This window comes from Brachybacterium vulturis, from assembly GCF_043641765.1.
Taxonomy (GTDB): domain Bacteria; phylum Actinomycetota; class Actinomycetes; order Actinomycetales; family Dermabacteraceae; genus Brachybacterium; species Brachybacterium vulturis_A.
In genome coordinates, this window is the sequence record NZ_JBHZRO010000010.1 from 95,843 (window position 1) to 121,260 (window position 25,418).

Below are 25,418 nucleotides of genomic sequence, written 5' to 3' on the forward strand. Positions count from 1 at the left end.
TCGGTGCCGGCTCCTCCGGCACCTCTGCGCTCCGGGGATCCCCGGGGGTGCAGGTCGCGCTCGTCAGGGTAGCCGTCGCCCGGCTCGGCGCGTCGGCGCAGGGCGGCATGTCGTGCGGCGATCGGTGAACCTCCTGAGAACCTTCACATCGTGGTCATGGGGTGCAGGGCCCCAGCGCGCCCCGCTCCGTACACTGTGGAGGCGCCGCCCGTGCGGCACGGATCAGCAGCAGGAGGCGCAGTGACTCATTCCGCACCCACCGGCGATCGGACGCCGGACCGAGGTGACGCCCACCCCGATGCGCTCGCGCAGCGCGTGGTGGCCGTGGTCGTGACCTACAACCGTGAGGAGCTGCTGCAGCAGTGCCTCGACGGGCTCGCCGCACAGGAGCGACGACCGGATGCGGTGGTGGTGATCGACAACTCCTCCACCGATGCCAGCGGCGCCGTCGCGGACGCGCACCCCCTGGCGGCGGACGTCGTCCATCTGCGGCGCAACGTCGGCGGGGCGGGCGGGTTCGCGGCCGGCATCGCCCGTGCCCTGGTGCGCCACGACGCCGACTGGGTGTGGGTGATGGACGACGACACCGTCCCGCGGCCGGGGGCGCTGTGCGCGCTGCTGCGCGCCCTGGAAGCCTCTCCCGTGCGGCTCAGCGTGCTCAGCTCCCGGGCGGTGTGGACCGACGGCCGCGATCACCCGATGAACACCCAGCGCACACGGCTGGGCGCGAGCTCCCAGGAGAAGCGCGACGCCGCGCAGGCCGGGGGACGACCGATCCGCACCGCCAGCTACGTCTCGGCGCTGCTGAACGGTCAGGACGTGCGCCGGCTGGGACTGCCGTACGCGGACTACTTCATCTGGTCGGACGACTTCGAGCACACCGGTCGCCTGCTGCGCGAGGGGCGCGGACTCCAGGTGCCGGCGTCGATCGTCGAGCATCGCACGGTCGCCTTCGGCAACGCCCAGTCCGGGCCCGGGGCCCGCTTCTTCTACGACGTGCGCAACCGGCTCTGGGCCCTGCTGCGCACCTCCTCCTTCAGCCCGGCCGAGAAGCTCGTGCACGGCGGCGCGACGGGGCTCGGCTGGCTGCGGCTGCTGCTGCGGCATCGCGGTGGCCTGGTCTCCGTCGGTCTGCGCGGGCTGCTCGCGGCCCTGCGGCGCGGGCCGCGACCCTCGGACGTCGTCCTCGCCGCCGACGGCGAGGCCGCCGCAGACGTCCGGGCGATCGAACGGGTGGCCGGACGGTGACCTCCGCGGACCCCTCGCCCACGACGGCGGCGCGGCTGCCTGCGTTCACCGTGCTCATGCCGCTGTGGCGGCGCGACCTGCCCGACCGCCTCGAGCTCGCGCTGCGCACCGCCACGCTGGAGCAGCAGCACCGTCCCGATCTGCTGATCCTCACCGTGGACGGCCCGCTGCCGGCGGTGCTCGAGGCGGTGGTCGACAGGGTCGAGCAGGCAGAGTTCGGTCCCGCGCTGGTGCTGCGCCACGACGACCATCGCGGCGTCGCCGCCGCGCTCCAGGACGGCCTCGAGTCCAGCCCGCACGACCTCGTGGCACGGGCCGATGCGGACGACATCTGCCGCCCCGAGCGATTCGCGCTGCAGATCCCGCGGATGGACGAGGAGGGCCTGGACCTGCTGGGCTCCTCGATGCGGGAGTTCAGCGACCAGGTGCCGCCCGGCACGGGGCCCCTGCGCACCCGGCCGCTGCAGCACGAGCAGATCGTGCGGTACCTGCCCCACCACAGCCCCTTCCATCACCCCACGGTGGTGCTGCGGCGCTCGGTGGCGCTCGCGGTGGGCGGCTACCGGGATCTCGCGCTGCTCGAGGACTACTGGCTGTGGGAGCGGATGATGCTCGGCGGTGCCCGGATGGGGAATCTGCCTCAGGTGCTGGTGGACTACCGCGTCGACGAGGAGCTGTTCGCCCGGCGCGGCGGGTGGCGCCTGTTCGCCAGCGACGTCCGGCTGCAGCGCCGGATGCTGCTGGACCGGGTCGTCACTCCCGGGGGCTTCCTGCGCAACATCGTGCTGCGCGCGACCTATCGCTTCGTCCCCGGCTGGGCCCGCCGGCTCGGCTACCGCCGCTTCGTGGAGCGCAGCGAGACCGGCCCGGCGACGGCATGAGGGCGGACACATCATCTCGTGCCTCGTGTCCGTCGGCCCGGGCGTCCCTCCCGTTCGGTTACTGTGACCAGGTCCCCGGTGGACCGTCCGCATGCTTCGAAAGGATCATTCGTGTCGACTCCTGATCTCCTGATCGTCGGCTCCGGCCTGTTCGGTCTGACCATCGCCGAGCGCGCGGTCGCCGAGCACGGCGCGAAGGTGACCATCATCGACCGTCGGCCGCACGTGGGCGGCAACGCCTACTCCGAGGCCGATGAACAGACGGGCATCGAGGTCCACAAGTACGGTGCGCATCTCTTCCACACCTCGAACGTCCGGGTATGGGAGTACGTGAACCGCTTCACCGAGTTCACCGGCTACCAGCACAAGGTGTTCACGACCCATCAGGGCGAGGTGTTCCCGATGCCGATCAACCTCGGCACCGTCAACCAGTTCTTCCGCTCGGCGCACACCCCCGATCAGGCCCGCGCCCTGATCGCGGAGCAGGCCGGGGAGTTCGCCGGCAAGGATCCCGAGAACCTCAACGACAAGGGCATCTCGCTGATCGGCCGCCCGCTGTACGAGGCGTTCATCAAGAACTACACCGGCAAGCAGTGGCAGACCGATCCCAAGGACCTGCCCGCCTCGATCATCTCGCGGCTGCCGGTGCGCTACACGTACAACAACCGGTACTTCAACGACACCTACGAGGGACTGCCGAAGGACGGCTACACCGCCTGGCTCGAGCGGATGGCGGATCATCCGAACATCGACGTGCAGCTGGAGACCGACTACTTCGACACCTCGCAGCCGCTGAACAAGCACGCCGTCCGGGGGAACATCCCTGTCGTCTACACCGGACCGATGGACCGCTATTTCGACTTCCAGCTCGGGGAGCTGGGCTGGCGCACCATCGATCTGGAGACCGAGCATCATGAGGTCGGCGACTTCCAGGGCACCTCGGTGATGAACTACGCCGACGCCGAGATCCCGTACACGCGCATCATCGAACCCCGCCACTTCCACCCCGAGCGCACTCACTACCCCGCCGACCGCACCGTCATCCAGCGCGAGTACTCCCGCTTCGCCGAACCCGGGGACGAGCCGTACTACCCGATCAACTCCGGCCGCGACCGCGAACGGGTGCTGGCCTACCGGAAGCTGGCCGACGCCGAGCCGCGCACCCTGTTCGGGGGCAGGCTCGGCACCTATCAGTACCTGGACATGCACATGGCCATCGGCTCCGCCCTGACCATGGCCGACAACAAGCTGCCCGATCTGCTGCGCGCGTGACCCGAGCGCCCCGCCCTGCCCGCGGGACATCCGCTGATCGCCGACGAGGAGCCTCATGAACGCCACCCCTGCCACTGCGACCCCCCGTGAGTCCGCGGCTCCGGCCGAGGGCGCTCCGCAGCGGCTGCTGCAGCGCCTGATCCTTCCCCACGAGTCCTCCCCGGACGTCGTCCCGCTGTACATCGAGGCCGCCGATGCCCGCTCGGGCGCCACCGGCAGCGCGCTCGGCCTCGGCGGCGGTTCCGAGCCCGCCCGCCGGGTCGAACCGGAGGGACGGGCCGTTGAGCGTTCCGCCCAGGCCCAGGCCCAGGTCGACGTCAGCGAGCTCAACGAGCGGCACTCGGTGGGCGTCCCTGCGCGGAGCATGCGCTCCTTCGGCACCTACTTCAACGCCTTCCCGGCGAGCTACTGGCGCCGCTGGACCCCGGTGCGCGCCGTGCGCCTGACGGTCCGCACCTCCGGGGCCGGTCACCTGGTCGTGATGCGCTCCACCGCCCGCGGCTCCCTGCAGCGACAGGAGTCCCGGAACGTCTCCGGCGTGGCCGAGGAGGTCTTCGACCTCCCGCTGACCGCGTTCGGGGACGGCGGGTGGTACTGGTTCGATGCCTATGCCGGCGACGAGGACCTCACGGTCCTCGGCGCCGAATGGACCGCCGATGCCGACCTCGCCCGCACCGAGGGCAGCTTCTCCATCTCGATGACCACGATGAACAAGGTCGAGTACTGCCTGGAGAACATCCGCACCGTCGCCGAGGACCCGGACCTGCGTGCTCTCCTGGACGTCATGTACGTCGTCGACCAGGGCGCGGACCGCCTGCACGACCATGCCGAGGAGCTCGCCCCGCTGCAGAAGGCCCTCGATGCGCAGCTGCAGATCATCGAGCAGGGCAACATCGGCGGCTCCGGCGGGTTCTCCCGCGGCATGTACGAGGCCGCCACCGCAGGCACCTCCACCTACGTCATCAACTGCGACGACGACATCGTGATCGAGCCGGAGTCCCTGATCCGGATGGTGACCTTCGCGGACTTCGCGAGCCGTCCGACCCTCGTCGGCGCCCACATGTTCGACCTCAACAACCGCTCGGTGCTGCACACCTTCGGCGAGGTCGTCGATCCGTGGCGCATCCAACCGGCGGTCGCCGTCCCGGAGGGGAGGACGGGGCACGACTTCGCCGCCGAGCCGCTGCGCTCGACCCCGTGGCTGCACCGCCGCGCGGATGTCGACTACAACGGCTGGTGGAGCTGCCTGATCCCCACGGAGACGGTGCGCGCCATCGGGCTGAGCCTGCCGGTGTTCATCAAGTGGGATGACGCCGAGTACGGCCTGCGGGCGAAGCAGGCCGGCTACCCCACGGTCTCCCTGCCCGGCGCCGGCGTGTGGCACATGAGCTGGGTGGACAAGGACGACCTGGTGGGCTGGCAGGCCTATTTCCACGAGCGCAACCGGATCATCACCGCTCTGCTGCATTCCCCGTACGCCCGCGGCGGCCGGGTGGTCAGGGAATCGCAGTTCATGGACGTCAAGCACCTGATCTCCATGCAGTACTTCACCGAGGCGGGCCGGTTGCTGGCCCAGAAGGATGTGCTCGAGGGTCCCGACGCCCTGCACCCCGCGATCGGCACCAAGCTGCCCGAGATCCGGGCGATGGCCGCAGGGTTCGACGACGCGGTCTCCAGGAAGGACCAGGACCTGTACCCGCCGGTCCAGATCGACAAGCCGCCGCGGAAGGGTCGCCCGTTCACCCAGCCGCGCCGCCTGATGCTCCCGGCATGGACGGTGAAGGTCCTCGCCAAGCAGCTGCTGAAGCCCACCGCACCCCAGGCCGCGGAGAACCCGCAGGCGGCGATCCCGCACCTGGACGCGAAGTGGTGGCGGCTGTCCGCCTATGACAGTGCTCTGGTCTCCAACGCGGAGGGCACCCAGGTCTCCTGGTACAAGCGTGACCCGCGACAGGTGCGCGAGATGCTCGCCGAGGCGCTCTCGGCCCATGTGGCGCTGCACCGCGGCTGGAACGCGCTGCGCGAGCGCTACCGGGATGCCTCGGCGCGCATCACCTCCTTCGACGCCTGGGAGCAGACCTTTGCCGAGAACCCGGCACCGGATCGGGCCCCGCAGCAGGAGGCCTCCCCGACGTCCGACGGCGGAGGCAGCGCGGCGTGAGCGACGGCGGCGGAGCCTCGGCGCGGCTGCCCAGCCGTGCGGAGCAGGCCGAGGGCTGGCGCGCCCCCGGTCAGGATGCGGGCTGGCTGAATCCGCTCCGGGAACGCTTCCTGCTGCGTCTGCTGGTGCGCAAGGAGCTGAGGGTGCGCTATCGCGGCAGCGCCCTGGGCATGCTGTGGAGCTATGTGAAGCCGGCCGTGCAGTTCCTCGTCTTCTACATCGCCCTCGGCGTGTTCCTGCAGCTGAACCGGGACACCCCTGCCTACGCGGTGTACCTGTTCAGCGGCATCGTGGTGGTGAACCTCTTCGGCGAGGTGTTCGGCAACGCCACCCGCTCGATCACCGGCAACCAGGCGCTGGTCTCCAAGATCTACCTGCCCAGCGAGCTGTTCCCCTGGGCGAGCATGATCGTGGCGCTGGTGCACTTCCTGCCTCAGCTGCTGGTGCTGCTGGTGGGGGCGCTGCTGTTCGGCTGGCTGCCCTCGGCGACCTCGGCGCTCGCCTTCGGGATGGGCCTGGTGATCCTGGTGATGTTCACGATGGGGCTGGGCATGGTCACCGCGGCGCTGAATGCGGCCTTCCGCGACGTCGAGAACTTCGTGGACCTCATCGTCATGGTCGCCACCTGGCTCTCGCCGGTGCTGTACCGGATCTCGATGGTCGAGGAGGTGATCGGTGGGACGATCTGGTGGTGGCTGTACCAGCTGAACCCGCTGACCATCGTGGTGGAGCTGTTCCATGTCGCGTTCTGGCGCTATACCCCGCCGGTGGTCCAGGGCGTCGCCGCGGATCCCTCGCTCGCGGGCCCGGGCGAGCCCTTCGGCCTGTGGTGGGCCGGGCTGCTGATCGCCGGGCTCACCTTCCTGCTCGGCACCGTCCTGTTCGAGCGCTCCAAGCGACGCTTCGCCCAGGAGCTGTGAGAGGAGCCGTGCCATGAGCCCGAACATCGAATCCGTCCCGGAGACCGCCGCGGTCCCCACCGACCGCGAGATGGTCCGCATCGAGCACGTCACCAAGCAGTTCTCGCTGCGCCACGATCACTCGCTCAAGGAGCTGGTGTTCTCGGCGCTGCAGCGCAAGCAGCTCGCGGACAGCTTCCTGGCGCTGGAGGACGTGCACCTCACCGTGAACGCGGGGGAGACCGTGGGACTGATCGGCTTCAACGGCTCGGGGAAGTCGACGCTGCTGAAGACCGTCTCCGGAGTGCTCTATCCGGACCGGGGACGGGTGCTGCTGCGCGGCCGCGTCGCGGGGCTGATCGAGGTGGGTGCCGGCTTCCACCCCGACCTCTCCGGGCGCGAGAACGTCTACCTCAACGGGGCCATCCTCGGCATGACCCGGGAGCAGATCGATGCGAGGTTCGACGAGATCGTCGCCTTCAGCGAGATCGAGGAGTTCATCGACACCGACGTGAAGTACTACAGCTCAGGCATGTTCCTGCGCCTGGCCTTCGCCGTGGCCGTGCACACCGAACCGGACATCTTCCTGGTCGACGAGATCCTCTCCGTCGGCGACGAGCCGTTCCAGCGCAAGTGCCTCGAGCGCATCCGGGAGCTCCAGCAGGCCGGGCGCACCATGATCGTGGTCTCCCACGAGCTGGAGATGCTCGAGAAGCTGTGCACCCGGATCGTGGTCCTGCGCAAGGGTCGGGCGATCTTCGACGGCGACCCCACCGAGGCCGTCGCGACCCTGCGCGCCGGCTGAGGCCCGACGGCGCCGACACCGCGGCTCGTGCGCGCCGTGCTCAGCCGCGCGCGGTGACGGCCTCCTCCTGCGCCTGGCGCTCGGTGACCATGGCGGAGGGACCGACGATCCCGCCGCCGGCGATCAGCGCTGCCAGCACCGGGGGGAGCGCGCGGAGCCCGTCCCCGTCCACCAGCAGGCGAGGGGGAGCGGCGGGGTCGCTCGATGCGGGGGCGTCGGGCCGCGGGGCGGGGCCGCTCCACGCCGGCAGGGCGACGCCGAGCCGGTCGGAGCTGCCGCGCACCTCGGCCAGCCAGTCGTGGGCCAGCGGGGGCAGCTCCGCGCTGAAGCGGGGCGCCAGCGAGACGGCGTCGAGGGCGAGCACCTCGTCCGCGGAGTCGGCCAGCGATGAATCCGGCCGGTCCGTGACCACCACCCGCGGCTGCTCGGGAGCGGGCGGGACCTCGCCGGAGGGCTCCGCCTCGCGCTCGAGCACCGTCACCGCGGCGCCGAGCGCCCAGGACGCCAGCGCCAGTGCCAGCCGCTTCCAGTGCGGCGGGAGGTCGAGCACCACCTCGTCCCCGGGGGCGAGGTCGATCTCGTCGTGCAGGTGCCCGATCGACTTGATCATCCAGTTCGCCAGCACGTGACCGGACAGCTCGATCCGTGCGGCCTCTCCGTACCAGGCCAGCGCGGGGCGCGCGCCCGTCTGCTCGAGGGCGCGCAGGAGCTGCGCAGCGGTCTGCGGTGAGGGGGCGGCGGAAGTGCTCATGAGGGCTCCTGGAGGTGGTCGGGGACGGAGATCTCGACCGTGATCTCCGGCAGCGGGGTGCCGAGGGACTCCGCCCCCAGTGCGGTGCGGACCCGCTCGGCGAGGGTCGCGGCGTGGATCAGTGCGGCCCCGGAGGCATCGGCGGCCTCCACCACGATATGCGGAGCCGACCCGTCCGGGCGGAGCGCTCGCACGGACGCGGTCGACGGCTCCTGACCCCGACGGGGCACAGCAGCGACCGCCAGCGCCCGTTCGATCCGCTCCGCCGCCGGTTCGGGGGACATGCGGGCGATCGGCTCTTGTGCGGGGGCCAGCCCGAGCGCGACCCACACCGACTCGAGGCTGGGGCGCCGGAACCAGTCGTCCTCCCCCGTCCGTGAGAGGTCACGGGCCGGGACGTCCTGCGCCGTGGCGCCGGGCACTCCCCGCACCAGCGCGGCGGGCACCCCGCTGGCCTTGCCCTTGACCAGGTCCGCGGCGGCCGCCAGCTCGTCGGCGAGGTTCCGGACCGTGACGGTCAGGGGGCGGCCGTCCGCATCCGCGCCGCCGCGCAGATCCTGCAGCGCGGCGACCCCGGCCGCCCCGAGGGCGATATCTCCCACCCCGACCCGCCAGATCCGGGAGGAGGTGTCGGTCAGCAGCACTCCGAGATCCACGCCGAGCGCGGTGACCAGGGCCGCACGCAGCTCCTGCGCGCAGGCGTCGGGATCCTCGGGCAGCAGCAGCGGCCCGTCCGGGGCGTTGGAGGAGTCCACGCCGGCGGCCGCCATCACCGGGCCCGAGGGGATCTGCACCACCGAGGTCACCACCTGGGTGTGCAGGCGGCGGGCGACCGTGCGCACCGCGGCGTCCGCGATGGCCTGCTCGCGCTGTGCAGGGGCGATGCGCAGGCCGAGGGCCTTGGAGACGACCTTCGTCGACAGGCACAGCACATCGCCGTCCTGCGGCGCGAGGGGCCGCAGCGCCGCGCCCAGCTGGGCGGCCAGGTCGTCCCCCTCGCGGGTCTCGCCCAGACCGGTGACGGGCAGCACCTGGAGCTCGTCCCGCGGGGGGTGTGCGGGGGAGGATGGGGCGACCTGCGAAGGGGGCGGAGCAGTGGGCACGAGGGCCTCCCGGGGCGTGGGCTCGAAGGTGAGATGCAAGGCGACGCGCCGACGCCGCTTGACGGACCATAACTACACCGGTGTACTTTAGGCCCGACGAGCCTTCGGTGGTCAACGCATCGGTGGTCAATGCAGGAGTGGAAGGAGCGGTGGCGATGGACGAGAACCGTGTCGACGATGATGCGCGTGCAGAGCTGTCCCTGCTCGACGTCACCGGGCAGGACTCCGACGACGCCGAGCTGACCTGGCAGGAGCGCGCGCTGTGCGCGCAGACCGATCCGGAGGCGTTCTTCCCCGAGAAGGGCGGCTCCACCCGCGAGGCCAAGAAGGTGTGCGTCTCCTGCGAGGTGCGCGCCGAGTGCCTGGAGTACGCCCTCGAGAACGACGAGCGCTTCGGGATCTGGGGCGGCCTCTCCGAGCGCGAGCGCCGCAAGCTCAAGCGCCGGGTGGTCTGACATCCTTCCCCGGTGAGCGACCGTCACATCACTGCGGTCGTCCTGTTGGACGGGACGACCACGGCGTCGACCCATGAAGCGCTCCGCGCGGCGCTGACGGCGCAGACCCGTCGGCCGGACCGGGTCATGGTCGTCGCCCCCTCCGACCTCCCCGAGGACGTGCGCGAGGGGATCGAGGCGGACCGCGCCGCCGGGAGCGTGCACCGGGTCCTGCCGATCTCCGCCGCCGTGAGCCGGGCCGGGGCGGTCCGGGAGATCCTCGAGACCCTCGAGGACCCGGAGGACACCCCCGCCCCGTCGTCGACGTCGGACACCGAGGCGCGCGAAGCGGCCGCAGCGCCGAGCGCCGGTGGACGCCGTGCGCGCGAGGTCGACAGCGTCGCCGTCGAACGGGAACGGACCCAGCAGGCGGAGGACCTCGCCAAGGTGCCCCTGCGCCTGCGCCGGCAGCGCTACCGCTCGGGCCGCCGGGTCGGCACGACCGACGGCACCGCCGGTGAGTCCTGGCTCTGGTTCGTGGTGGACGGCGCCCCGCCGGCGCCCGACGCCCTCGCGCACCAGCTGGAGATCGTCGAGGTGTCCCCGAACACCGCCGCGGTGGGCACCAAGCGGGTGCGGCACACCGCTCCGGGAGATCCCGAGGGCGCGGAGCAGCTCAGCGTCCAGGGCGCCGATGCGCTCGTGGACGTCGGCCTCACCCTCACCCACGGGGGACGGATCATCACCGGGGTCGAGCCCGGCGAGATCGACCAGGGACAGTCGGACTGGCGCCACGACGTGCTCGCGGTCCCGCTGCCGGGAATGCTGGTGCGAGAGCAGACGCTGCGGGAGGTCGGCGGCCTCGACCCGGACCTGCCCGCCCCCTGGGCCGAGATCGACCTGTGCCGTCGCATCTGGCGCGCCGGGGAGCGGGTGGCGGTGCAGTCCGCCGCCCGGGTCCTGCACCCGTACCCCTCCAGGCCTCTGCTCGAACGCCTCCAGGAGCAGCGCACAGGGCAGCACCTCTCGCTGCTCAAGCAGCGTTCCCTCCCGCACGCCCTGCTGTCCCTGCTGCTCCTCCCGCTGGCGACCGCGCTGCGGATGGCCGCTGCGGCCGCCGCCTCCGCCCCCCGCACCGCCCTGATGGAGCTGCGCGCCGCGGCGGCGGTGCTGCCCCGGGCACGACGGGTGCTGTCCCGGGGCCTGCGCGAACGTCACCGTGCGCGGGTGCCGCGCGGACGCCTCGCCCCGCTCTATCTGCCGCGCGGGGAGGGGATGCGGCGCGGGGTCGAGGACACCTGGACCCGCCTCGTCGCCGATGACGACCGGCGACGGCAGATCCGCCGTACCACCTGGGGGATCGCCGGGACGCGCCACGGCCTCGACGACGCCGACTACGGGCGCCACATCGTCTGGACGGTGGCCGTGGCACTGGCCGCGACCGTGGTCGGCCTGTTCACCCTGCGCGGGCTCTTCGGCCGCGGGGACCTCGTCGGCCCCGGACTGCTCCCGATCCCCGAGAGCCGCAGGGACCTCTGGGACGCGGCATGGTCGAGCTGGATCCCCGGCGGTCTGGGGGAGCGCGGTCCTGCGGATGCCCTGGTCCGGCTGCTCGGCCATCTGCCCCTCGGTGGGAACCTGCTCGTCGAGAGCCTGCTGTTCGCCGCCGTGCCCGCCAGCGCACTGCTGGCCTGGTGGGCCTCCGGAGCGCTGACCCGCGCGGTGGGGCCGCGCCTGGTGATCGCGAGCGTCTGGGCGCTCGCGCCGTCCGTGCTGGCCGCTCTCACCAGCGGCGCCTGGCCGCTGCTGCTGGTCCACCTGCTGCTCCCGCTGCTCGCGCTCGCGATCGGTCGGGCGATCGGCCTGCCCCACAAGGTCTCCCAGGCCAGCGTGTCCGCGGCGGCGGCCGCCGGGCTGGTGCTGCTGGTGATCGGTGCAGTGCAGCCGGTCCTGGTCGTGCTCACAGCGGCGGCGCTGGTGCTGATCGCCGTGGCGGTGCCGGGCCGCCGGCGCCGACTGCTCTGGGTGCTGCTTCCCTCCCTGGCCCTGCACGGACCGTACCTGCCGACCTACATCGGGCACCCCGAGACGGTGCTCGCCGTCGCCGGGGTGCCCGCCACGACGGCCACCGCGACGACCACGGACCTGCTCACCCTGTGGCCGGTCGCCCCCGGCGTGCAGGAGGTGCTCACTCCACTGGTGGGGGCGACCGCCGCCATGCTCCTGCCGCTGCTGCCCGTCGCGCCCGTGGTCCTCGCCGCGCTGATCGCCCCGCTGCTTCCCGCTGCTGCGGGGCGGGCGGGTCGCTTCAGCCTGCTGCTGGCCGCTCTCGGCGTGCTGGCCGTGCTCGTGTCCCGCAGCACCTGGGTGGCCGTGAGCGACGGCCGTCTCGTCACCCCGTCGCCGCACACCCTGCTCAGCGTCATCCTGCTGGCACTGGCCGTCGGGGCCGCCGCGACCTTCGACGCCCTCGCCCGACGCGAGGAGCACGACCGGCGTCTCCGCCGGATCCTCACCGCCGCCCTCGGCACCCTGGTCGCCGCGGCCTGCCTGGTCTCGGTGACCGGCTGGACGCTGCTGCTGCCCGGTCAGCTCCGGGTGGACCGGGCCGAGAGCGGCGCGGTCCCCGCAGCCGCCGCGGACCAGGGCCTCACCGACGCCCGCTCCCGGGTGCTGCTGCTCGCCCAGCTGCCGGACGGCTCGGTCGAGGCGCGGCTGGTCGTCCACGGCGGCGACTCCGTGATCCAGCACGCGGTGATCACCGACGCCCGGGACGTGGACACCGTCACCGCGGGCGGGCCGGTGGACGCCGATCCCGCCTCCGCGGCGCTGCGGGAGGCGGTGGCGGGAGCGCTCTCCACCGCGGCTGCGGGCGGGGACGACGGAGAACGGGCGACCCTCTCGCAGCTCGCCGTCTCCTACGTGGTGGTGCGCGGCGACCTCGACGAGCAGGCGGAGCTGATGGGGACCCTCGACAGCTCCACCGAGCTGGAGAAGGTCACCGAGGGGTCCCGCGGCGGCATGTGGCGCGTCATCGGCGCCGCTCCCCGGGCGGTCGTCCGCGGCGGCGAGGCCCCGACCCCTCTGGACAGCGGGGCCATCGACGCGGAGGGCGCGGTCCCCGCCGACGAGGCGGCACGCACCGTGGTCCTCGCCGAGCGCTTCGACACCCGGTGGCGGGCGACGCTCGACGAGGTCGAGCTGGAACCCGTCGAGGTCGACGGCTGGGCACAGGGATTCGCGCTGCCGCCCGGAGCGGAGGGCGAGGTGGACGTGCACCGGGAGCAGCCGCTGCGGCTGCTCTGGCAGCTGCTCCTCTACGCCGTCGTCGCCCTGACCGCCCTGATCTCGATCCCGTGGCGGGTCCGTTCACGCTCGGTGGAGGAGATGTATGGCTGAGAGCACCGCCCCCGAGGAGCCCCGCGACCCTCTCGCGGAACCGTCGGCGCGCCGTGGCGGGAGCCGACCGCTGCTCGCCCTGGCCGCGCTGATACCGCTCGCGCTCGCCGTCGGCGCCGTGGCCGTCACCCCGCCACCGGCACCGCAGACCGTGGAGCATGCCGTCGCGCAGTCGCAGCCGGGGGCGAGCACCCGCTGGTGCCAGGGCCCGCTGGAGCTGCCCGAAGAGCTGCTGGACGCGGGACCGGACGAGGACCTCGCCCTCACCCCGCCCAACCCTGCGGTCTCGCTGCGCACGGTGTCCGTGGAACCCGCGTCCTCGCTGCTGTTCGGCCGCGTCAGCGCCTCGCGGACCCTGCAGGAGGACGACGGCTCCGTCCGCGCCCCCTCCATCGTGGCGGAGGCGGCAGACGGCACCGTGCTCGGCGATGAGCCCGCCTCCCAGGATCTGGGGGCCTCCGTCCTGGGCGTGACGGGCGTGCAGGATGCCCCGCACGTGACCTCCGCGACCTCCGACGGCGGCCGCCCGGTCGCCGACACCGTCCAGAGCACGCTGACCGGCTCCGGAGACTACCGCTCCCTCGCGCTGACCCGCTGCGGGGAGCCGGTCACCGAGGCCTCCTTCCTCGGAGTCTCCACCGAGGAGGGCGACAGCGCCGTGCTGGTGCTGCGCAATCCGACCGAGCGCGCGGCCACCGCCTCGGTGCAGCTGTGGACCCAGGACGGCCCCGCCGCGATGGAGGGCCGCAGCCAGGTGGTCGTCGCCCCCGGCCAGGAGCAGAGGATCCTGCTGGAGTCCGTGGCCCCGGGACAGGCCGCGGTCGGGGTGGGCGTCTCCGTGCTCGGGGCTCCCCTGTCCATGCACGTCCAGAGCACCGAGCGGGACGGCCTCACCCCGGGCGGCGCCGAGATCCTCGCCCCGCTGCCCGCCGCCGGGACCGAGCTGATGATGCCCGGGGTGGAGGTCGCCGACACCGCGCCCACCCTGGTGCTCGCGAACCCCCAGGGCAGCGCCACCACGGCGTCCGTCGAGGTGATCGGCCCGCAGGGGCCGGTCGAGGCGGCAGCGCCGGAGACGATCGACCTGCCCGCCGGCACGGTGGTGAGCACTTCGCTGGAGGGTCTGGCGGACGGCACCTACGCCGTGATCGCCCGGTCCGAGTCCCCGGTCACCGCCGTCACCCGCAGCGAGCTCACCGGCGCGGACCTGCCCGGGGACACCATCGGCGCACCCGTCGACTTCGCCCTGGTCTCCCCGGCGCCGGCGATCGGCTCCCACGCCCTGAGCAGTCTGCCCACGCAGGCCTCGGCCGGGCAGCTGACGCTGATCGGTTCCCGGGACTCCGCGGTGACCGTGATCCCGATGGCGGCCGACGGCTCCGCCGGCGAGCCGCTGAGCCTCGACGTCTCCGCGGACGCGACGGTCTCGCTGACCTCCGAGCAGCTGCAGATCGGCGAGGAGCGCGCTGCCGGGGTCACCGTCGTGCCCGAGGTGCCCGGCGCCGTGCACGCGAGCTGGTCCCAGCGAGAGAGCGACGGCACCGATGCCGTGCTGCTCTCCTCCCTCCCCGTGCTGCCGGCGCGCGGCGGTCAGGACCCCGTCACGGTGCGGTTGTCCCACTGACCCGTGACCGGTTCGGCAGGGCGGGTGGGCGGCAGACCGTCAGACCGACCACGCCTCGGGGTCCACGTCCTCGGGGGCGATGCCGAGCAGCGATCCGATCTGCTCGGACAGCACCTGTCGCACCAGCGCTTCCAGCTCGTCCTCGCCCTCGCAGCGGGTCTGCAGCGGCCGCCGGAAGACGATCACCCGCGCGGGATGCTCCCGGGAGGGCGGGATCACACGCCCCAGCAGCACCGTCGGCTCCTCCCAGGGGGCAGGATCGGCCGACGGCACCTCCTCGACCAGCACCTGCAGATGCGCGAGACGGCGGGGGAACCGTTCGGCGAGCGCGGCACCGGCATCGGCCACCAGCTCGTCGAATCGCTCCCGGCGGCTGCGGTAGCCGGGCAGATGGGGCGGGATCAGATCGAATCGTCGTCCCCGTCCGCGACGATCTCGGCGGCGGGGGCCCGGACGGGGGCCGGGTGCACCGGGGTGCAGCGGCTGGACATCCATGGACGCACTCTATCGGCCCCTGCCCCTCCAGCGATCCGGACCGCGATCCGGGCGTTCCCGGCCGGGATCGCCGGGCGCCCCGTCGGACGGCTCCCGCGCCAGCTGCGTAGACTGCAGGGCGTGCCTGCTCGAGAATGCTCCCGGACCGCCTGCTCCAGGCCCGCTGTCAGCTCGCTGACCTTCGTGTACGAGGACTCCACCGCGGTGCTGGGTCCCCTGTCGCGCCTCAGCGAGCCGCACGCCTACGACCTCTGCCGGGAGCACGCCTCCCGGATGACCGCGCCCCGCGGCTGGGAGCTGCTGCGCGTCGCCGGGGGCGCCGAGGCCAGCGACGACCTGGTCGCGATCGCCGATGCGGTGACCCGGCACCCGGCGCCGGAGCAGGCGACGGCCCCGCGGTCCGCACCGTCCCGGACCCCGCGGTCCTCCGGCGATCCCCGGCCCCCTGCACAGGAGGAGAAGACCTCCGCCCGCCACCTCCACGTCCTCAGGAGCCCCCATGACTGAGCCGCGCCCGTCGCAGTCCGCGCCCGGGCGCGGACGCCACGACCTCTCCGGCATCGTCCTGGCCAACGATGTGCGCGGGCGAGCCGGGGAGACGCTCACGGCCGAGATCGCGCGAGCCTTCGGCGCGGCCTTCACCGATCAGTTGGACGCCCCTGCGCTGATCGTCGCCCATGACATGCGCCTGAGCTCCCCGGAGCTGTCCCGGGCCGTGATCGAGGGGGCGGTGCGCCGCGGCGCGATCGTCGCCGATGCCGGCCTGTCCTCGACCGATCAGCTCTACTGCGCCTCGGGCCAGCACCAGGCCGCCGGCGTCATGGTCACCGCCTCCCACAATCCGCCCGGGGACAACGGCTTCAAGCTGTGCCTGCCGGGAGCGCGCCCGGTGGGCCGTGACTCCGGACTCGAGGAGATCCGCCGCGCCGCCGAGGCCTATCTCGACGCCGGCGAGATCCCGACCAGCGGGGAGGGCCGGGCCGAGGGGATCGACACCCTGGCGGACTACGCCGCCGCGCTGCACGCCCTGGTATCGCTGCCCGCGCAGCGCAGGGTGCGCGTGGTCGTCGACGCGGGCAACGGCATGGCCGGGCACACCGCGCCCGCCGTCCTCGGCGCGCTCGCACAGGTCGACCTCATCGACCTCCATTTCGCGCTCGACGGCAGCTTCCCGCACCACCCGGCCGATCCGCTGCGTCCGGAGAACCTCCGGGACCTGCAGGCGGCCGTGGTGCGGGAGGGGGCTGACATCGGGATCGCCTTCGACGGCGATGCCGACCGGTGCGTGGTCCTGGACGAGCACGGGACGCCGGTGCCGCCGTCGGCGATCACCGCCCTGATCGCCCAGCGGGAGATCGCGCGCGCCCGGGCCGCCGGCCAGGAGCGCCCGGTGGTGGTCGCGAACCTGGTCTCCTCCCGCCACGTCGCCGAGACCGTCCACGAGGCCGGCGGCGAGCACGTGCGCACGCCCGTCGGCCATGCCGTCATCAAGGCGATCATGGCCGAGCACGATGCCGTGTTCGGCGGGGAGCATTCCGCGCACTTCTACTTCCGCGACTTCTTCTTCGCCGATTCCGGCATGCTCGCGGCACTGCACGTGCTGGCCGCGCTCACCGGGTCCGACGGCACGGTGTCCGCGCTGGTCGCGGCCCATTCCCCGTACGTCGCCAGCGGTGAGCTCAACCTGACGGTGGCGGATGCCCGGGCCGCGCGTGAACGGGTGCGCACGCACGTCGGCGCGTGGCCCGGCGTGCAGACCGACGATCTGGACGGACTCACCGCCCGGCACTGGGGCGAGGACCTCCCGGCCCCGGATCGCTGGTGGTTCTCCCTGCGCTCCTCGCACACCGAGCCGCTGCTGCGCCTGAACGTCGAGGCGGAGCAGGAGGCGACGATGATCCGGATCCGCGACGAGATCCTCGCGATCGCTCACGCCGAGGTGCCGGCGACCGCCGCGACCCCCGTCCGCGAGCTGCCTGCCGGCGCCAGCGGCGCGGATGTCCCCGGATGGGTGCGATCGATCCTGCGCTGCCCGGACTGCGGCGACGAGCTGCGGGACGTCGAGCAGGCGCTGCAGTGCGTGCACTGCGCCCGCGTCCACCCGGTCGAGGGCGGCATCCCGGTGCTCATCGCAGGCCGCCAGGAGGTCCCGGCCGCGGAGTGAGCCGCCGCCGGGCTCAGCCGGTGAACCGCACCGCGCGGACCTCGGCGGACAGCTCCCGCTGCCGCTCCTGCTCGCGGCGCAGCCGCACCTCGTCCCGTCGTGACCGCTCGGCGATCACCGCGGCGAGGAACTCCTCGGGATCGGTGCCGGGCGGGGGAGCCGGGGCCACGTGCGGCAGGGTGCGGCGCAGCAGGTCACGGGACAGCTGGCGCCGGGACTCGGCGTTGACGGTCGCGGCACGGGGCAGGAAGGAGCGGATGTCCTGCAGCAGGGTGAGCGGCAGGCGGCCGACGTCCGCGTCCAGCACCCAGTCGCGCAGCGAGGCCGGGACCTCGACCCGCTGGGGGGTCAGGTCGCGCATGCGCTCCTGGATCACCATGGTCCCGGCCAGGAGGTCGCCGATCCGGCGGGACCGGCGATCGATCACGGCGCAGGTCAGTGCCACGGCGCCGGAGGTCGACCAGATCTCGAACATCGCCATCACCGCACGGATCAGGCTCTGGCGCACGTGCACCGGGCCGCCGTCGTCCCGCACCACCCGGGTGCCCATCACCCACCGCCCCACCGACCGGCCGCGCAGCAGCAGCTCGCACAGCACCGGATAGCCGACGTAGGCGAGAACCGACATGGTCAGGATCCCCGCGGCGATCAAGCCGTCGTCCAGCTCCGCCCGGGCGGCGGCCCACACCATCCCGATCGTGCCCCCGACCAGCAGCACCAGCTGGAGCACGCCGTCGATCAGGGCGGAGAGCATGCGGACGGCGAAGGAGGCGGCACGCAGGTCCAGCATCACCGCGTCCCCGGTGATCAGCGCGTCACGAGCGCCGGGGGAGGAGGCCGCGGGGGCCGCCGCGGTGGTGCTCGGGGGTGCCATGACCCCATCCTGGCACCGCGGCGGCCCTCCCGTCAGCGTCGAGCGTCGGCTTCCGACGCCGCCGGGTGCGACTTTCGTCGGCGGTCCGGGACCGCGGCGGACCCTACGCTGAGGACGTGGACACCGACGCCTTCATCGCCGTGCACCGACCGCAGTGGGACCGCCTCCGGGACCTGACCCGCAGCCGCACCCTCGACGCGGCCGGCGTCGACGAGCTGCTCTCCCTCTACCAGGAGACCTCCACCCACCTGTCCACCGTCCGCTCCACCAACCCGGATCCGGCGCTGGTCTCCCGGCTCTCGCTGCTCGTGCACCGGGCTCGGCTGCGGATCACCGGCGCCCGGACCCCGCTGTGGAAGCACGCCCGCACCTTCTTCTGGGAGGACCTGCCCGCGGCGCTGTACCAGGCACGCTGGGCGGTGGTGCTCGCGGCCGGCATCTTCCTGCTCTCCGCCGTGGCGAGCGGGCTGTACTTCGGACTGGATACGACCGCGCGGGAGCTGGTGATCCCCGAGGCGCAGCAGCGTATGCTGGTCCAGCGCGACTTCGTCAGCTACTACTTCCAGGGTGAGGCCTCGGGCTTCGCCGCCCAGGTGTGGACCAACAACGCCTGGATCACGGTGCAGGCGGTGGTCTTCGGCGTCACCGGGTTCTGGCCGGTGGTGATGCTGGTGCAGAACGGGCTGAACGTCGGTCTGTCCGCCGGGGTGATGGGTGCCCACGACGGCCTCGGGACGTTCTTCGTCTTCATCCTCCCGCACGGTCTGCTCGAGATCACCGTGGTGCTGGTGGGCGCGGGTGCGGGCCTGCGCACCTTCTGGGCCTGGGTGCGACCCGGCCCGCCGCCCCGCCTGTGGGCGCTGTCCGCGGCGGCCCGAGCCCTGGTCACGGTTGCGATCGGGCTCGTGCCCGTGCTGTTGCTCTCCGGGTTCATCGAGGCTTTCGTGACGCCCAGCTCCCTGCCGCCGGCGGTGCGGATCGCGATCGGCACCGCCGCATGGCTCGCGTTCCTGGTGTTCATGCTGGGCCGCGGCCGTCAGGTCCACCGCGCCGGCGTCACCGGCGACCTCTCCGAGGAGCTGATCGGGGCGCGCGTCGCCACCGCCGGCTGAGACCGGCGCGCACCGATTCGGCAGGACGGCCGCGACAGCGGACCCGCACCCGTGCCCCGGCACCACGTCCCCGTAGGCTCGGTGCCATGCAGCACAGCAGCGCCGAGCGTGACTTCTCCGGATACAACGCCGCGCAGGCGGAGCGGTCCGTGCGGCCGCTGGCCATTGCCGCGGTCGACGCCGCGGGCCGGGCCGGCGAGGTCTCGCGACGCACTGCGATCGACCTGGGGTGCGGGCGCGGCATCGAGGCCCGCTTCCTCGCCGAGAGCGGGTACGAAGTCCATGTCTTCGACGTGGATCCGAGCGTCGCTCCGGCACTGGGGATGCTCGCCGCGGAACTGCCGGTGCACCCGGAGATCATCGACCTCGCGGAGATCGAGGACCTTCCCGGCGCCGATCTGGTCCTGGCCTGCGCCGCCCTGCCCTTCCTGCGGAGGGACGCCTTCGACGGGCTGTGGAGCGCTGCGGTGGCGGCGTTGCGGCCGGGAGGGATCCTGGCCGTGGACCTCTTCGGAGTGCACGACGACTGGGCGACGACCGAGGGCACCTACCTCACGCGCGCGGAGGTCGAGAGACTGCTCGCGGGCTTCGAGGTGATCGAGCTGGCCGAGGAGCAGCACGACGGCCGCTCCTTCAGCGGCCCGAAGCACTGGCACACCTTTCGGATCCTCGCCCGGCGCCCCTGATGCTGTGGTGACCGGGACGAGGCAGGGCGGGGGCTGTCGCGGGGAGGTGTCACCGGGCTGCGGCGCGGTCAGAGCCTCCCGGCGGCCTTGAGGGCGAGGTAGGAGTCGGCCAGCGCCTGCGGGGCACGGTCGGGAGGGGCGTCGACCACATGGGCACCGACCCGCTCCAGGGCGCGGGAGATCCCGGACCGTTCTCCGCGCGCCTGCTCGGCGGCCGCCGCCCGGTACACCGACTGCAGGTCACCGCGCCCGGCGGCGAGCTCCTCGAGAGCGGGGTCCGCGATGGACGCGACCACCAGCGGATGGTCCTTGGCCAGCCGTGCCGCCACCGGCAGCAGTCCGCCGTGGACCACGGTGGAGTCGACCGGGGTGATCAGCACCACCAGGGCGCCGCGACGGGCGCGCTCGCCGATCGTCCGCGCGGCGAGCTCCCAATCGGTCTCGACCAGCGCCGGGTCCACCGCCGCGGTGGCGGTGACCATGTCGTTCAGCACCGTGGTGCGGGTCGAGCCGACCACCGAGAGGTGAGGGATGCGGTCCACACAGATCAGATCGACCCGGTCCCCGGCCTGACCGGCCAGAGCCGTCAGCAGCAGCGCCGCGTCGAACGCCGTATCCAGCCGGGTCGCCTCGCCCAGCCGCCCGGCCGAGCTGCGGGAGGTGTCCACCACGATCAGCACGTGCCGGTCCCGTTCGGGGCGCCAGGTGCGCACCACCACGCTGCGGCGGCGGGCGGTGGCACGCCAATCGATCGACCGCACGTCGTCGCCGTCGACGAAGTCGCGCAGGGAATCGAACTCGGTGCCCTGGCCGCGCTGGTGGACGGCGGCCAGCCCTTCGATCTCCCGCAGTCGCTGCACCCGCGAGGGCAGATGGCGACGGGACCCGAAGGGGTGCAGGGCCAGCAGCCGGCCCGGGGCGGTGGCCGGCGCGGTGCGCCGCGCCAGTCCGAGCGGTCCGCGCGAGGCGATCAGCAGGATCCGCGACCGGTGCTCGCCGCGGCGGGTCGGGGTGAAGACCTGGGCGATGGCGCGTCGCTCCCGGGCGGGCAGCCGGAGGGCGGCCCGCTGTGCTTCCAGCCCGGCGGTCGGGTTCCAGGCGTCGCGCACCTCGAGCGAGGCGGCGCGGGCGGTGGAATTGGTCAGCAGCAGGCGGCCGGTGACGGTGTTGCCCAGCCGCACCTGGGTCGGTGCCTCCCGACGCATCTGGATACGGCGCGGGTCGGGAGCGAGCAGCGCATCGGTGAGGATCACCAGCATCCACAGCGCCACCAGGATCCCCAGCACCCACCAGGTGGGCCACAGCACGATCACGGGCAGCGCGAGCAGCGCGACCAGGGCCGCGCGGGGGGTCAGCGAGATCCTCATCGGCGTCGCCTCAGCGGGGGACCGGCACGGAGGCGAGGGTCGCGGCGAGCACGGCCTCGACCTGGGTGCCCTCGAGCTCCGCCTCCGTGGTCAGACGCACCCGATGGGAGAGCGTGGAGGGGGCCATGGTCTTGACGTCGTCGGGGGTGATGAAGTCGCGTCCGGTGAGGTAGGCCCAGGCCCGGGAGGTGCGCAGCAGCGCGATCGCGCCGCGCGGCGAGACACCCAGGGCGAGGCTCGGGGAGCGACGGGTCGCCCGGCACACGTCGACGATGTACTGCACCACCGGGTCCTCGGCCACCACCTGGGCGACGTCCTGCTGGGCGCGGTGCAGGGAGGGGATGTCCACCACCGCGCCCAGCCCCATCGCGGCCAGGTCGGTGGTGTCGAAGCCGCCGGCGTGGCGGCGCAGCACGTCGACCTCCACCTCGCGCTGCGGCAGCGGCATCACGGCCTTGAGCAGGAAGCGGTCCAGCTGTGCCTCGGGCAGCGTGTAGGTGCCGTCGAACTCGATCGGGTTCTGGGTGGCGATCACCAGGAACGGGTCGGGCAGCGGCCGGCTCGCACCGTCGACGGTCACCTGCCGCTCCTCCATCGCCTCCAGCAGCGCCGACTGGGTCTTCGGGGGCGTGCGGTTGATCTCGTCGGCCAGCAGCAGGTTGGTGAACACCGGACCCTCGCGGAAGACGAGGTCGCTGGTGGTGTTGTCGTAGATCAGGGAGCCGGTGATGTCGCCGGGCATCATGTCCGGCGTGAACTGGACGCGTCGCATGCGCACGTCCAGGGCGGCGGCCAGGGAGCGCACCAGCAGCGTCTTGGCCACCCCCGGAACGCCCTCCAGCAGCACGTGGCCGCGGCACAGCAGCGCCACGACCAGGCTGGTCACCGCCGCGTCCTGGCCGACGACGCCCTTGTGGATCTCCGCCGACAGCTGCTGCAGCTGGGCGCGGGTGTCGCTATCGACCTCGGGTCCGGTCGGGACCGCGGCAGCGGTCGGTGCGGGGGGCGGGGCGGTAGCCGGGGTGGGGTCGGTCATCGGTCGATCTCCTTCTCGAGACGGTCGAGCTCGTGCGCGAGGCGGACGAGGTCCTGGTCGCTGGGGACGGGGGTGGGGCCGAGCAGGGCGCGCAGCTGCTCCTCGGAGCGGTCCGCATGCGGCCGGAGTGCCGCGAGCAGGCCGTCGAGCGAGGTTTCATGGCGGAGCCCGAGGCGGTCGGCCAGCCGGGTGGAGGCGGCGGTGCGCAGCGCGCGGGCGGCATCGTCCCGGGCACCGGCGCGCTGGAGCAGCTGGGCGCGGCCCAGCACCAGCTCCTGCGGGCGCACGGTCACCGGCAGGGGCTCCAGGACCACCGGACCGAATCGTCGACCGACGGCCACCAGGGCGATGCCGGCCACCAGCACCACCCACAGCAGCAGCGGGCCCGCCCAGTCCGGCAGATATCCCAGCGGGGTGAGGGAGGTGGTGCCCATGGGGTCGTTCGCGGAGGGGACGTACCAGCTGAGCTCGCCGTCGGCGGCCAGCAGGTTCAGCACCAGCGCGGAGTTGTCGGCGAGTCCGATCCCGTCGTTGGTCAGCAGGTCCGCGCTGCCCAGGACGAGCACCCCGTCGTGCTCGGCCACCAGCGCGCCGCTGTCGGACTGAAAGCAGCTCCGGGCCCCGTCCGAGGTCCGGTACAGGGAGGCCGCCCCGCGGAGCCCGTCCTCCGCGGTCGGCATCTCGACCAGCCGCGCCCGGTGGGCGAGGTCCCCGCACTCGGGTCCCGCCTCGATCCGACCGCCGTCACGCAGTGCCCCGGACGGACTGATCTCCGGGGTGAGAGAGGACAGGGCCACGAAATCGGGCTGGACGAGCACCAGGCGCGCCCCGTTCGCGTCCCGGGCCTCGGCCAGTGCGGTGAGCTGGCGGGCATTGAGCTCGCCGGGTGCGGTGAGCAGCACGGTGCGCCCCTCCCGCAGGGCGGCGGCGGCATCGGCGGTGTGACGGTCCACGTCGACCTCGACCCCGAGGTCGCCCAGCACCTCCACGACCGCTCTGGAGCCCTGGCCGGTCGGGGCGTCCGGCTCGAGGGGACCATCGCGGTAGAAGCCGCGCGCGACGGAGGCCAGGAGCGCCGCGACCATCGCGATCACGATGAAGGTGATCAGCAGGGGGTGGCGACGCTCCCGGCCGGAGCCATCCGGGGACGAGGCGGGCGGGCCCGGCTCCGGCCGGTCCGTCGACCTCGCCGTCGGGGCGTCGGAGATGCTCATGCGCCCGCACCGGTCCCGGCGGCGGGCGCCTCCGCCTGCTCGGTGCCGGACAGGTCGGGGGCGGATTCCGCGATGTACTCGGCCAGGCGCAGCAGGTCGTCCGCCTGCTTGGCGGTGGCCGGGCGGTGCGAGTACGCGGCGGTGTCGAAGGCGTCGGCCCCGCGCAGCAGGCGGCCGCGCAGCTCGGGGAAGGACGCTCCGGCCCGCTGGGCGGCCTCGTGCGCGGTCATCCCGGCGGTCACCTCCAGCAGGGTGCGCTCCTCGAGATCGCGCACCAGCGCACGCAGGGCCAGCACGGTGGCGTCATCGGTGCGGCCCGCCGCGCTCGCCTCGCGCGCCGCCCGACGCAGCTGGGCGGCGCCGAGCACGGTGTCGGCGTCGAGCTGGGCCGCGACCGTGAGGGCGTGGCTGCGGCGGATCAGTCCGGTGCGTCGCAGCACCAGGAAGACCGCCGCGGCCAGGACGAGCGCCAGCACCACGGCGATGCCGGCCTGAGCCGTGGAGGAGCCGTCGATGCCGTCCAGCACTTCCAGCAGCCACCGCTCGAGCGTGCTGAGCAGCCACTGGATGAACCCGGGGGAGTCGTCGTACTCGGACTTCGCGAGCTCCTCGAGGATCCGGGCCCGGGCCTCGTCCGGGTCCTGGGGCGGCGGTGCGGCGGGGATCATCGCAGGCCGTCCGCGTCCCAGGCCTCCCGCGCGCGGCGGAGCAGTTCGACGTCCCAGGCCTCATGGCGCATCCGGGCATCGGCGTAGATCGCCACGACGCCGGCGGAGAGGAAGGGGGCCAGGAGGAACGTCGCCGCGTAGCTGCCCGCCATCGAGAGGATCGTCAGCACGATCATGCCCAGCACGATCGCCTCGAAGGAGGAGGCGAGCAGGATCGCCAGGTAGGCGATGACGGCGACGGTGCCGAACACACCGGCGATGACCTGCACCGCGAACATGTAGAGCAGGTACAGCAGCAGGGCGGTGCCGAACACCCTCCACAGCCGGCCTCCGCGGGTCAGGGCGACGCTGCGACGGATCGCGCCGAGGACTCCGACGTCCTCCAGGACCAGGGACGGGACCGCGAGCACGGTGCGCGCCCAGATCCAGAGGACGGCCAGCGCACCGAGCAGGACGCCGATCACCAGCGGCAGGACGGTCAGCCAGGAGGCCTCCTGGAGCAGGATCAGCGGCAGCATCCCCAATCCGCTCAGCGCCAGGAAGACGACCAGGCTCAGCACCCCGATCAGCAGACCCACGGCGACGGCGGGCAGGCCGCGGCGGCGCATGCTCGCCCACATCTGCGCGGTGGAGACGGGGCGACCGACGGCCTCACCCAGCGCGACCCGGGTCAGGGCGACCGTCACCAGCGAGGTGGCCACCATCGTGATGATCATGGTGACCGCGCTGGACAGGATCATCAGCGCCGCATCGCGCACCGAGGTGAGGGCGCCGCCGGTCTCCGCGGTCGCGGGGTCCGTCATCATCGACTGCATGTCCCCGATCATGGGGACCATGCTGGCCCCGGTCACGAAGGTCAGGACGACGAAGGCGACGCCGTAGACGGCGGCGGCGACGCCCAGCACGGAGCGTGGCCGCAGGCGGTAGATCCGCACCGCCGCACCGAGCACCTCGCCCAGTCCCAGCGGACGCAGCGGGAACAGCGGCATCGACTGTGCCAGCTCGCGGCGCGGGCCTCCCGGGGGCCGCCCGCCGTCGGGGGCGCCGTACGGCGGCGGCCCGGAGCGCTCGCCGTCGGGGGCGGTCGACGGCTCCTCGCCGGCCGTCGAGCCCGGGGCGGTCCACGGCATGCTCATCGGTCCTCCTGCTGATCGTCCCTGTCGTCCCTGTCGCGTAGGTCGCCGCCCGCCGCGTCCGGGCCGGACGCGGCGGGAGCGGGAGCGGG

The 25,418-nt window shown here is 73.1% G+C and carries 22 protein-coding genes; 13 read left to right on the plus strand and 9 right to left on the minus strand.

Translation table 11 applies throughout. The annotated features are described in order from the left end of the window. Positions 1-240: 240 nt before the first annotated feature. The 6 genes from ACHUEU_RS09660 (at position 241) to ACHUEU_RS09685 (ending at position 7,266) form a co-directional block, all read left to right on the plus strand. The gene (locus tag ACHUEU_RS09660; protein WP_394215774.1) at positions 241-1,248 is read left to right on the plus strand and encodes a glycosyltransferase; all 1,008 of its coding nucleotides are present in this window, start codon (positions 241-243) and stop codon (positions 1,246-1,248) included. Beyond that, entirely contained in the window at positions 1,245-2,129 is an 885-nt protein-coding gene (locus ACHUEU_RS09665) for a glycosyltransferase (RefSeq protein WP_394215776.1), read from the plus strand. The genes ACHUEU_RS09660 and ACHUEU_RS09665 overlap by 4 nt, the downstream gene beginning before the upstream one ends. Before the next feature lie 111 nt (positions 2,130-2,240). Next, entirely contained in the window at positions 2,241-3,401 is a 1,161-nt protein-coding gene (gene glf, locus ACHUEU_RS09670; RefSeq protein WP_394215778.1) for a UDP-galactopyranose mutase, read from the plus strand. 55 nt (positions 3,402-3,456) lie between these two features. After that, the gene (locus ACHUEU_RS09675) at positions 3,457-5,562 is read left to right on the plus strand and encodes a glycosyltransferase (RefSeq protein ID WP_394215780.1); all 2,106 of its coding nucleotides are present in this window, start codon (positions 3,457-3,459) and stop codon (positions 5,560-5,562) included. After that, complete coding sequence (locus ACHUEU_RS09680; protein ID WP_394215782.1) at positions 5,559-6,482, plus strand: ABC transporter permease; 924 nt, start codon at positions 5,559-5,561, stop codon at positions 6,480-6,482. The genes ACHUEU_RS09675 and ACHUEU_RS09680 overlap by 4 nt, the downstream gene beginning before the upstream one ends. A gap of 13 nt (positions 6,483-6,495) precedes the next feature. After that, positions 6,496-7,266 (plus strand): ABC transporter ATP-binding protein, encoded by a 771-nt coding sequence (locus tag ACHUEU_RS09685; RefSeq protein ID WP_394215784.1) that lies wholly within the window; start codon positions 6,496-6,498, stop codon positions 7,264-7,266. Between the two features lie 40 nt (positions 7,267-7,306). Here ACHUEU_RS09685 and ACHUEU_RS09690 read toward each other — a convergent pair whose 3' ends face one another. Together ACHUEU_RS09690 and ACHUEU_RS09695 are read right to left on the minus strand one after the other, a co-directional pair. Next, the gene (locus tag ACHUEU_RS09690) at positions 7,307-8,017 is read right to left on the minus strand and encodes a TIGR03089 family protein (protein ID WP_394215786.1); all 711 of its coding nucleotides are present in this window, start codon (positions 8,015-8,017) and stop codon (positions 7,307-7,309) included. After that, a complete protein-coding gene (locus ACHUEU_RS09695; protein ID WP_394215788.1) occupies positions 8,014-9,048 on the minus strand; it encodes a coenzyme F420-0:L-glutamate ligase in 1,035 nt (344 codons plus the stop codon). Before ACHUEU_RS09695 ends, ACHUEU_RS09690 begins: the two co-directional genes overlap by 4 nt. 227 nt (positions 9,049-9,275) lie before the next feature. On the opposite strand from ACHUEU_RS09695, the gene ACHUEU_RS09700 reads away from it, so the two are divergent. From ACHUEU_RS09700 to ACHUEU_RS09710, 3 genes are read left to right on the plus strand one after another with little or no spacing between them, the layout of a single operon-like run. Continuing rightward, on the plus strand, positions 9,276-9,575 hold the full coding sequence (locus tag ACHUEU_RS09700) for a WhiB family transcriptional regulator (protein WP_394215790.1): 300 nt from the start codon (positions 9,276-9,278) through the stop codon (positions 9,573-9,575). A 12-nt stretch (positions 9,576-9,587) separates the two neighbouring features. Next, positions 9,588-12,953, plus strand: a complete 3,366-nt coding sequence (locus tag ACHUEU_RS09705) for a glycosyltransferase family 2 protein (RefSeq protein ID WP_394215792.1) — start codon at positions 9,588-9,590, stop codon at positions 12,951-12,953. Further along, complete coding sequence (locus ACHUEU_RS09710; protein WP_394215794.1) at positions 12,946-14,577, plus strand: DUF5719 family protein; 1,632 nt, start codon at positions 12,946-12,948, stop codon at positions 14,575-14,577. The genes ACHUEU_RS09705 and ACHUEU_RS09710 overlap by 8 nt, the downstream gene beginning before the upstream one ends. 39 nt (positions 14,578-14,616) lie before the next feature. Here the strand turns inward: ACHUEU_RS09710 and ACHUEU_RS09715 are convergent, their stop codons facing one another. Then, positions 14,617-15,072, minus strand: coding sequence for a metallopeptidase family protein (locus ACHUEU_RS09715; RefSeq protein ID WP_394215796.1), 456 nt, complete (start codon positions 15,070-15,072; stop codon positions 14,617-14,619). Positions 15,073-15,192: 120 nt separating this feature from the next. Here ACHUEU_RS09715 and ACHUEU_RS09720 point away from each other — a divergent pair, with 120 nt between their 5' ends. After that, positions 15,193-15,579: a DUF3499 domain-containing protein gene (locus ACHUEU_RS09720; protein ID WP_394215798.1), complete on the plus strand. Its 387-nt coding sequence runs from the start codon at positions 15,193-15,195 to the stop codon at positions 15,577-15,579. Next, entirely contained in the window at positions 15,572-17,236 is a 1,665-nt protein-coding gene (locus ACHUEU_RS09725) for a phosphomannomutase/phosphoglucomutase (RefSeq protein WP_394215800.1), read from the plus strand. Before ACHUEU_RS09720 ends, ACHUEU_RS09725 begins: the two co-directional genes overlap by 8 nt. 13 nt (positions 17,237-17,249) lie before the next feature. Here the strand turns inward: ACHUEU_RS09725 and ACHUEU_RS09730 are convergent, their stop codons facing one another. Beyond that, on the minus strand, positions 17,250-18,110 hold the full coding sequence (locus tag ACHUEU_RS09730) for an RDD family protein (RefSeq protein WP_394215802.1): 861 nt from the start codon (positions 18,108-18,110) through the stop codon (positions 17,250-17,252). 116 nt (positions 18,111-18,226) lie between these two features. Between ACHUEU_RS09730 and ACHUEU_RS09735 the strand changes: the two genes are divergently transcribed. Then, a complete protein-coding gene (locus tag ACHUEU_RS09735; RefSeq protein ID WP_394215804.1) occupies positions 18,227-19,222 on the plus strand; it encodes a stage II sporulation protein M in 996 nt (331 codons plus the stop codon). Positions 19,223-19,308: 86 nt separating this feature from the next. Next, positions 19,309-19,908, plus strand: a complete 600-nt coding sequence (locus tag ACHUEU_RS09740; protein WP_394215806.1) for a methyltransferase — start codon at positions 19,309-19,311, stop codon at positions 19,906-19,908. A gap of 68 nt (positions 19,909-19,976) precedes the next feature. On the opposite strand, the gene ACHUEU_RS09745 is transcribed toward ACHUEU_RS09740, so the two are convergent. Genes ACHUEU_RS09745 through ACHUEU_RS09765 form a run of 5 tightly spaced genes read right to left on the minus strand, consistent with a single transcriptional unit; the run spans position 19,977 to position 25,329 of the window. Further along, positions 19,977-21,275: a DUF58 domain-containing protein gene (locus ACHUEU_RS09745; RefSeq protein ID WP_394215808.1), complete on the minus strand. Its 1,299-nt coding sequence runs from the start codon at positions 21,273-21,275 to the stop codon at positions 19,977-19,979. Between the two features lie 10 nt (positions 21,276-21,285). After that, positions 21,286-22,311: an AAA family ATPase gene (locus ACHUEU_RS09750; protein ID WP_394215810.1), complete on the minus strand. Its 1,026-nt coding sequence runs from the start codon at positions 22,309-22,311 to the stop codon at positions 21,286-21,288. Continuing rightward, a complete protein-coding gene (locus tag ACHUEU_RS09755) occupies positions 22,308-23,525 on the minus strand; it encodes a DUF4350 domain-containing protein (RefSeq protein ID WP_394215812.1) in 1,218 nt (405 codons plus the stop codon). The genes ACHUEU_RS09750 and ACHUEU_RS09755 overlap by 4 nt, the downstream gene beginning before the upstream one ends. Further along, a complete protein-coding gene (locus tag ACHUEU_RS09760) occupies positions 23,522-24,193 on the minus strand; it encodes a DUF4129 domain-containing protein (protein WP_394215814.1) in 672 nt (223 codons plus the stop codon). The genes ACHUEU_RS09755 and ACHUEU_RS09760 overlap by 4 nt, the downstream gene beginning before the upstream one ends. Further along, a complete protein-coding gene (locus ACHUEU_RS09765; protein WP_394215816.1) occupies positions 24,190-25,329 on the minus strand; it encodes a glycerophosphoryl diester phosphodiesterase membrane domain-containing protein in 1,140 nt (379 codons plus the stop codon). The genes ACHUEU_RS09760 and ACHUEU_RS09765 overlap by 4 nt, the downstream gene beginning before the upstream one ends. Between the last annotated feature and the right edge of the window lie 89 nt (positions 25,330-25,418).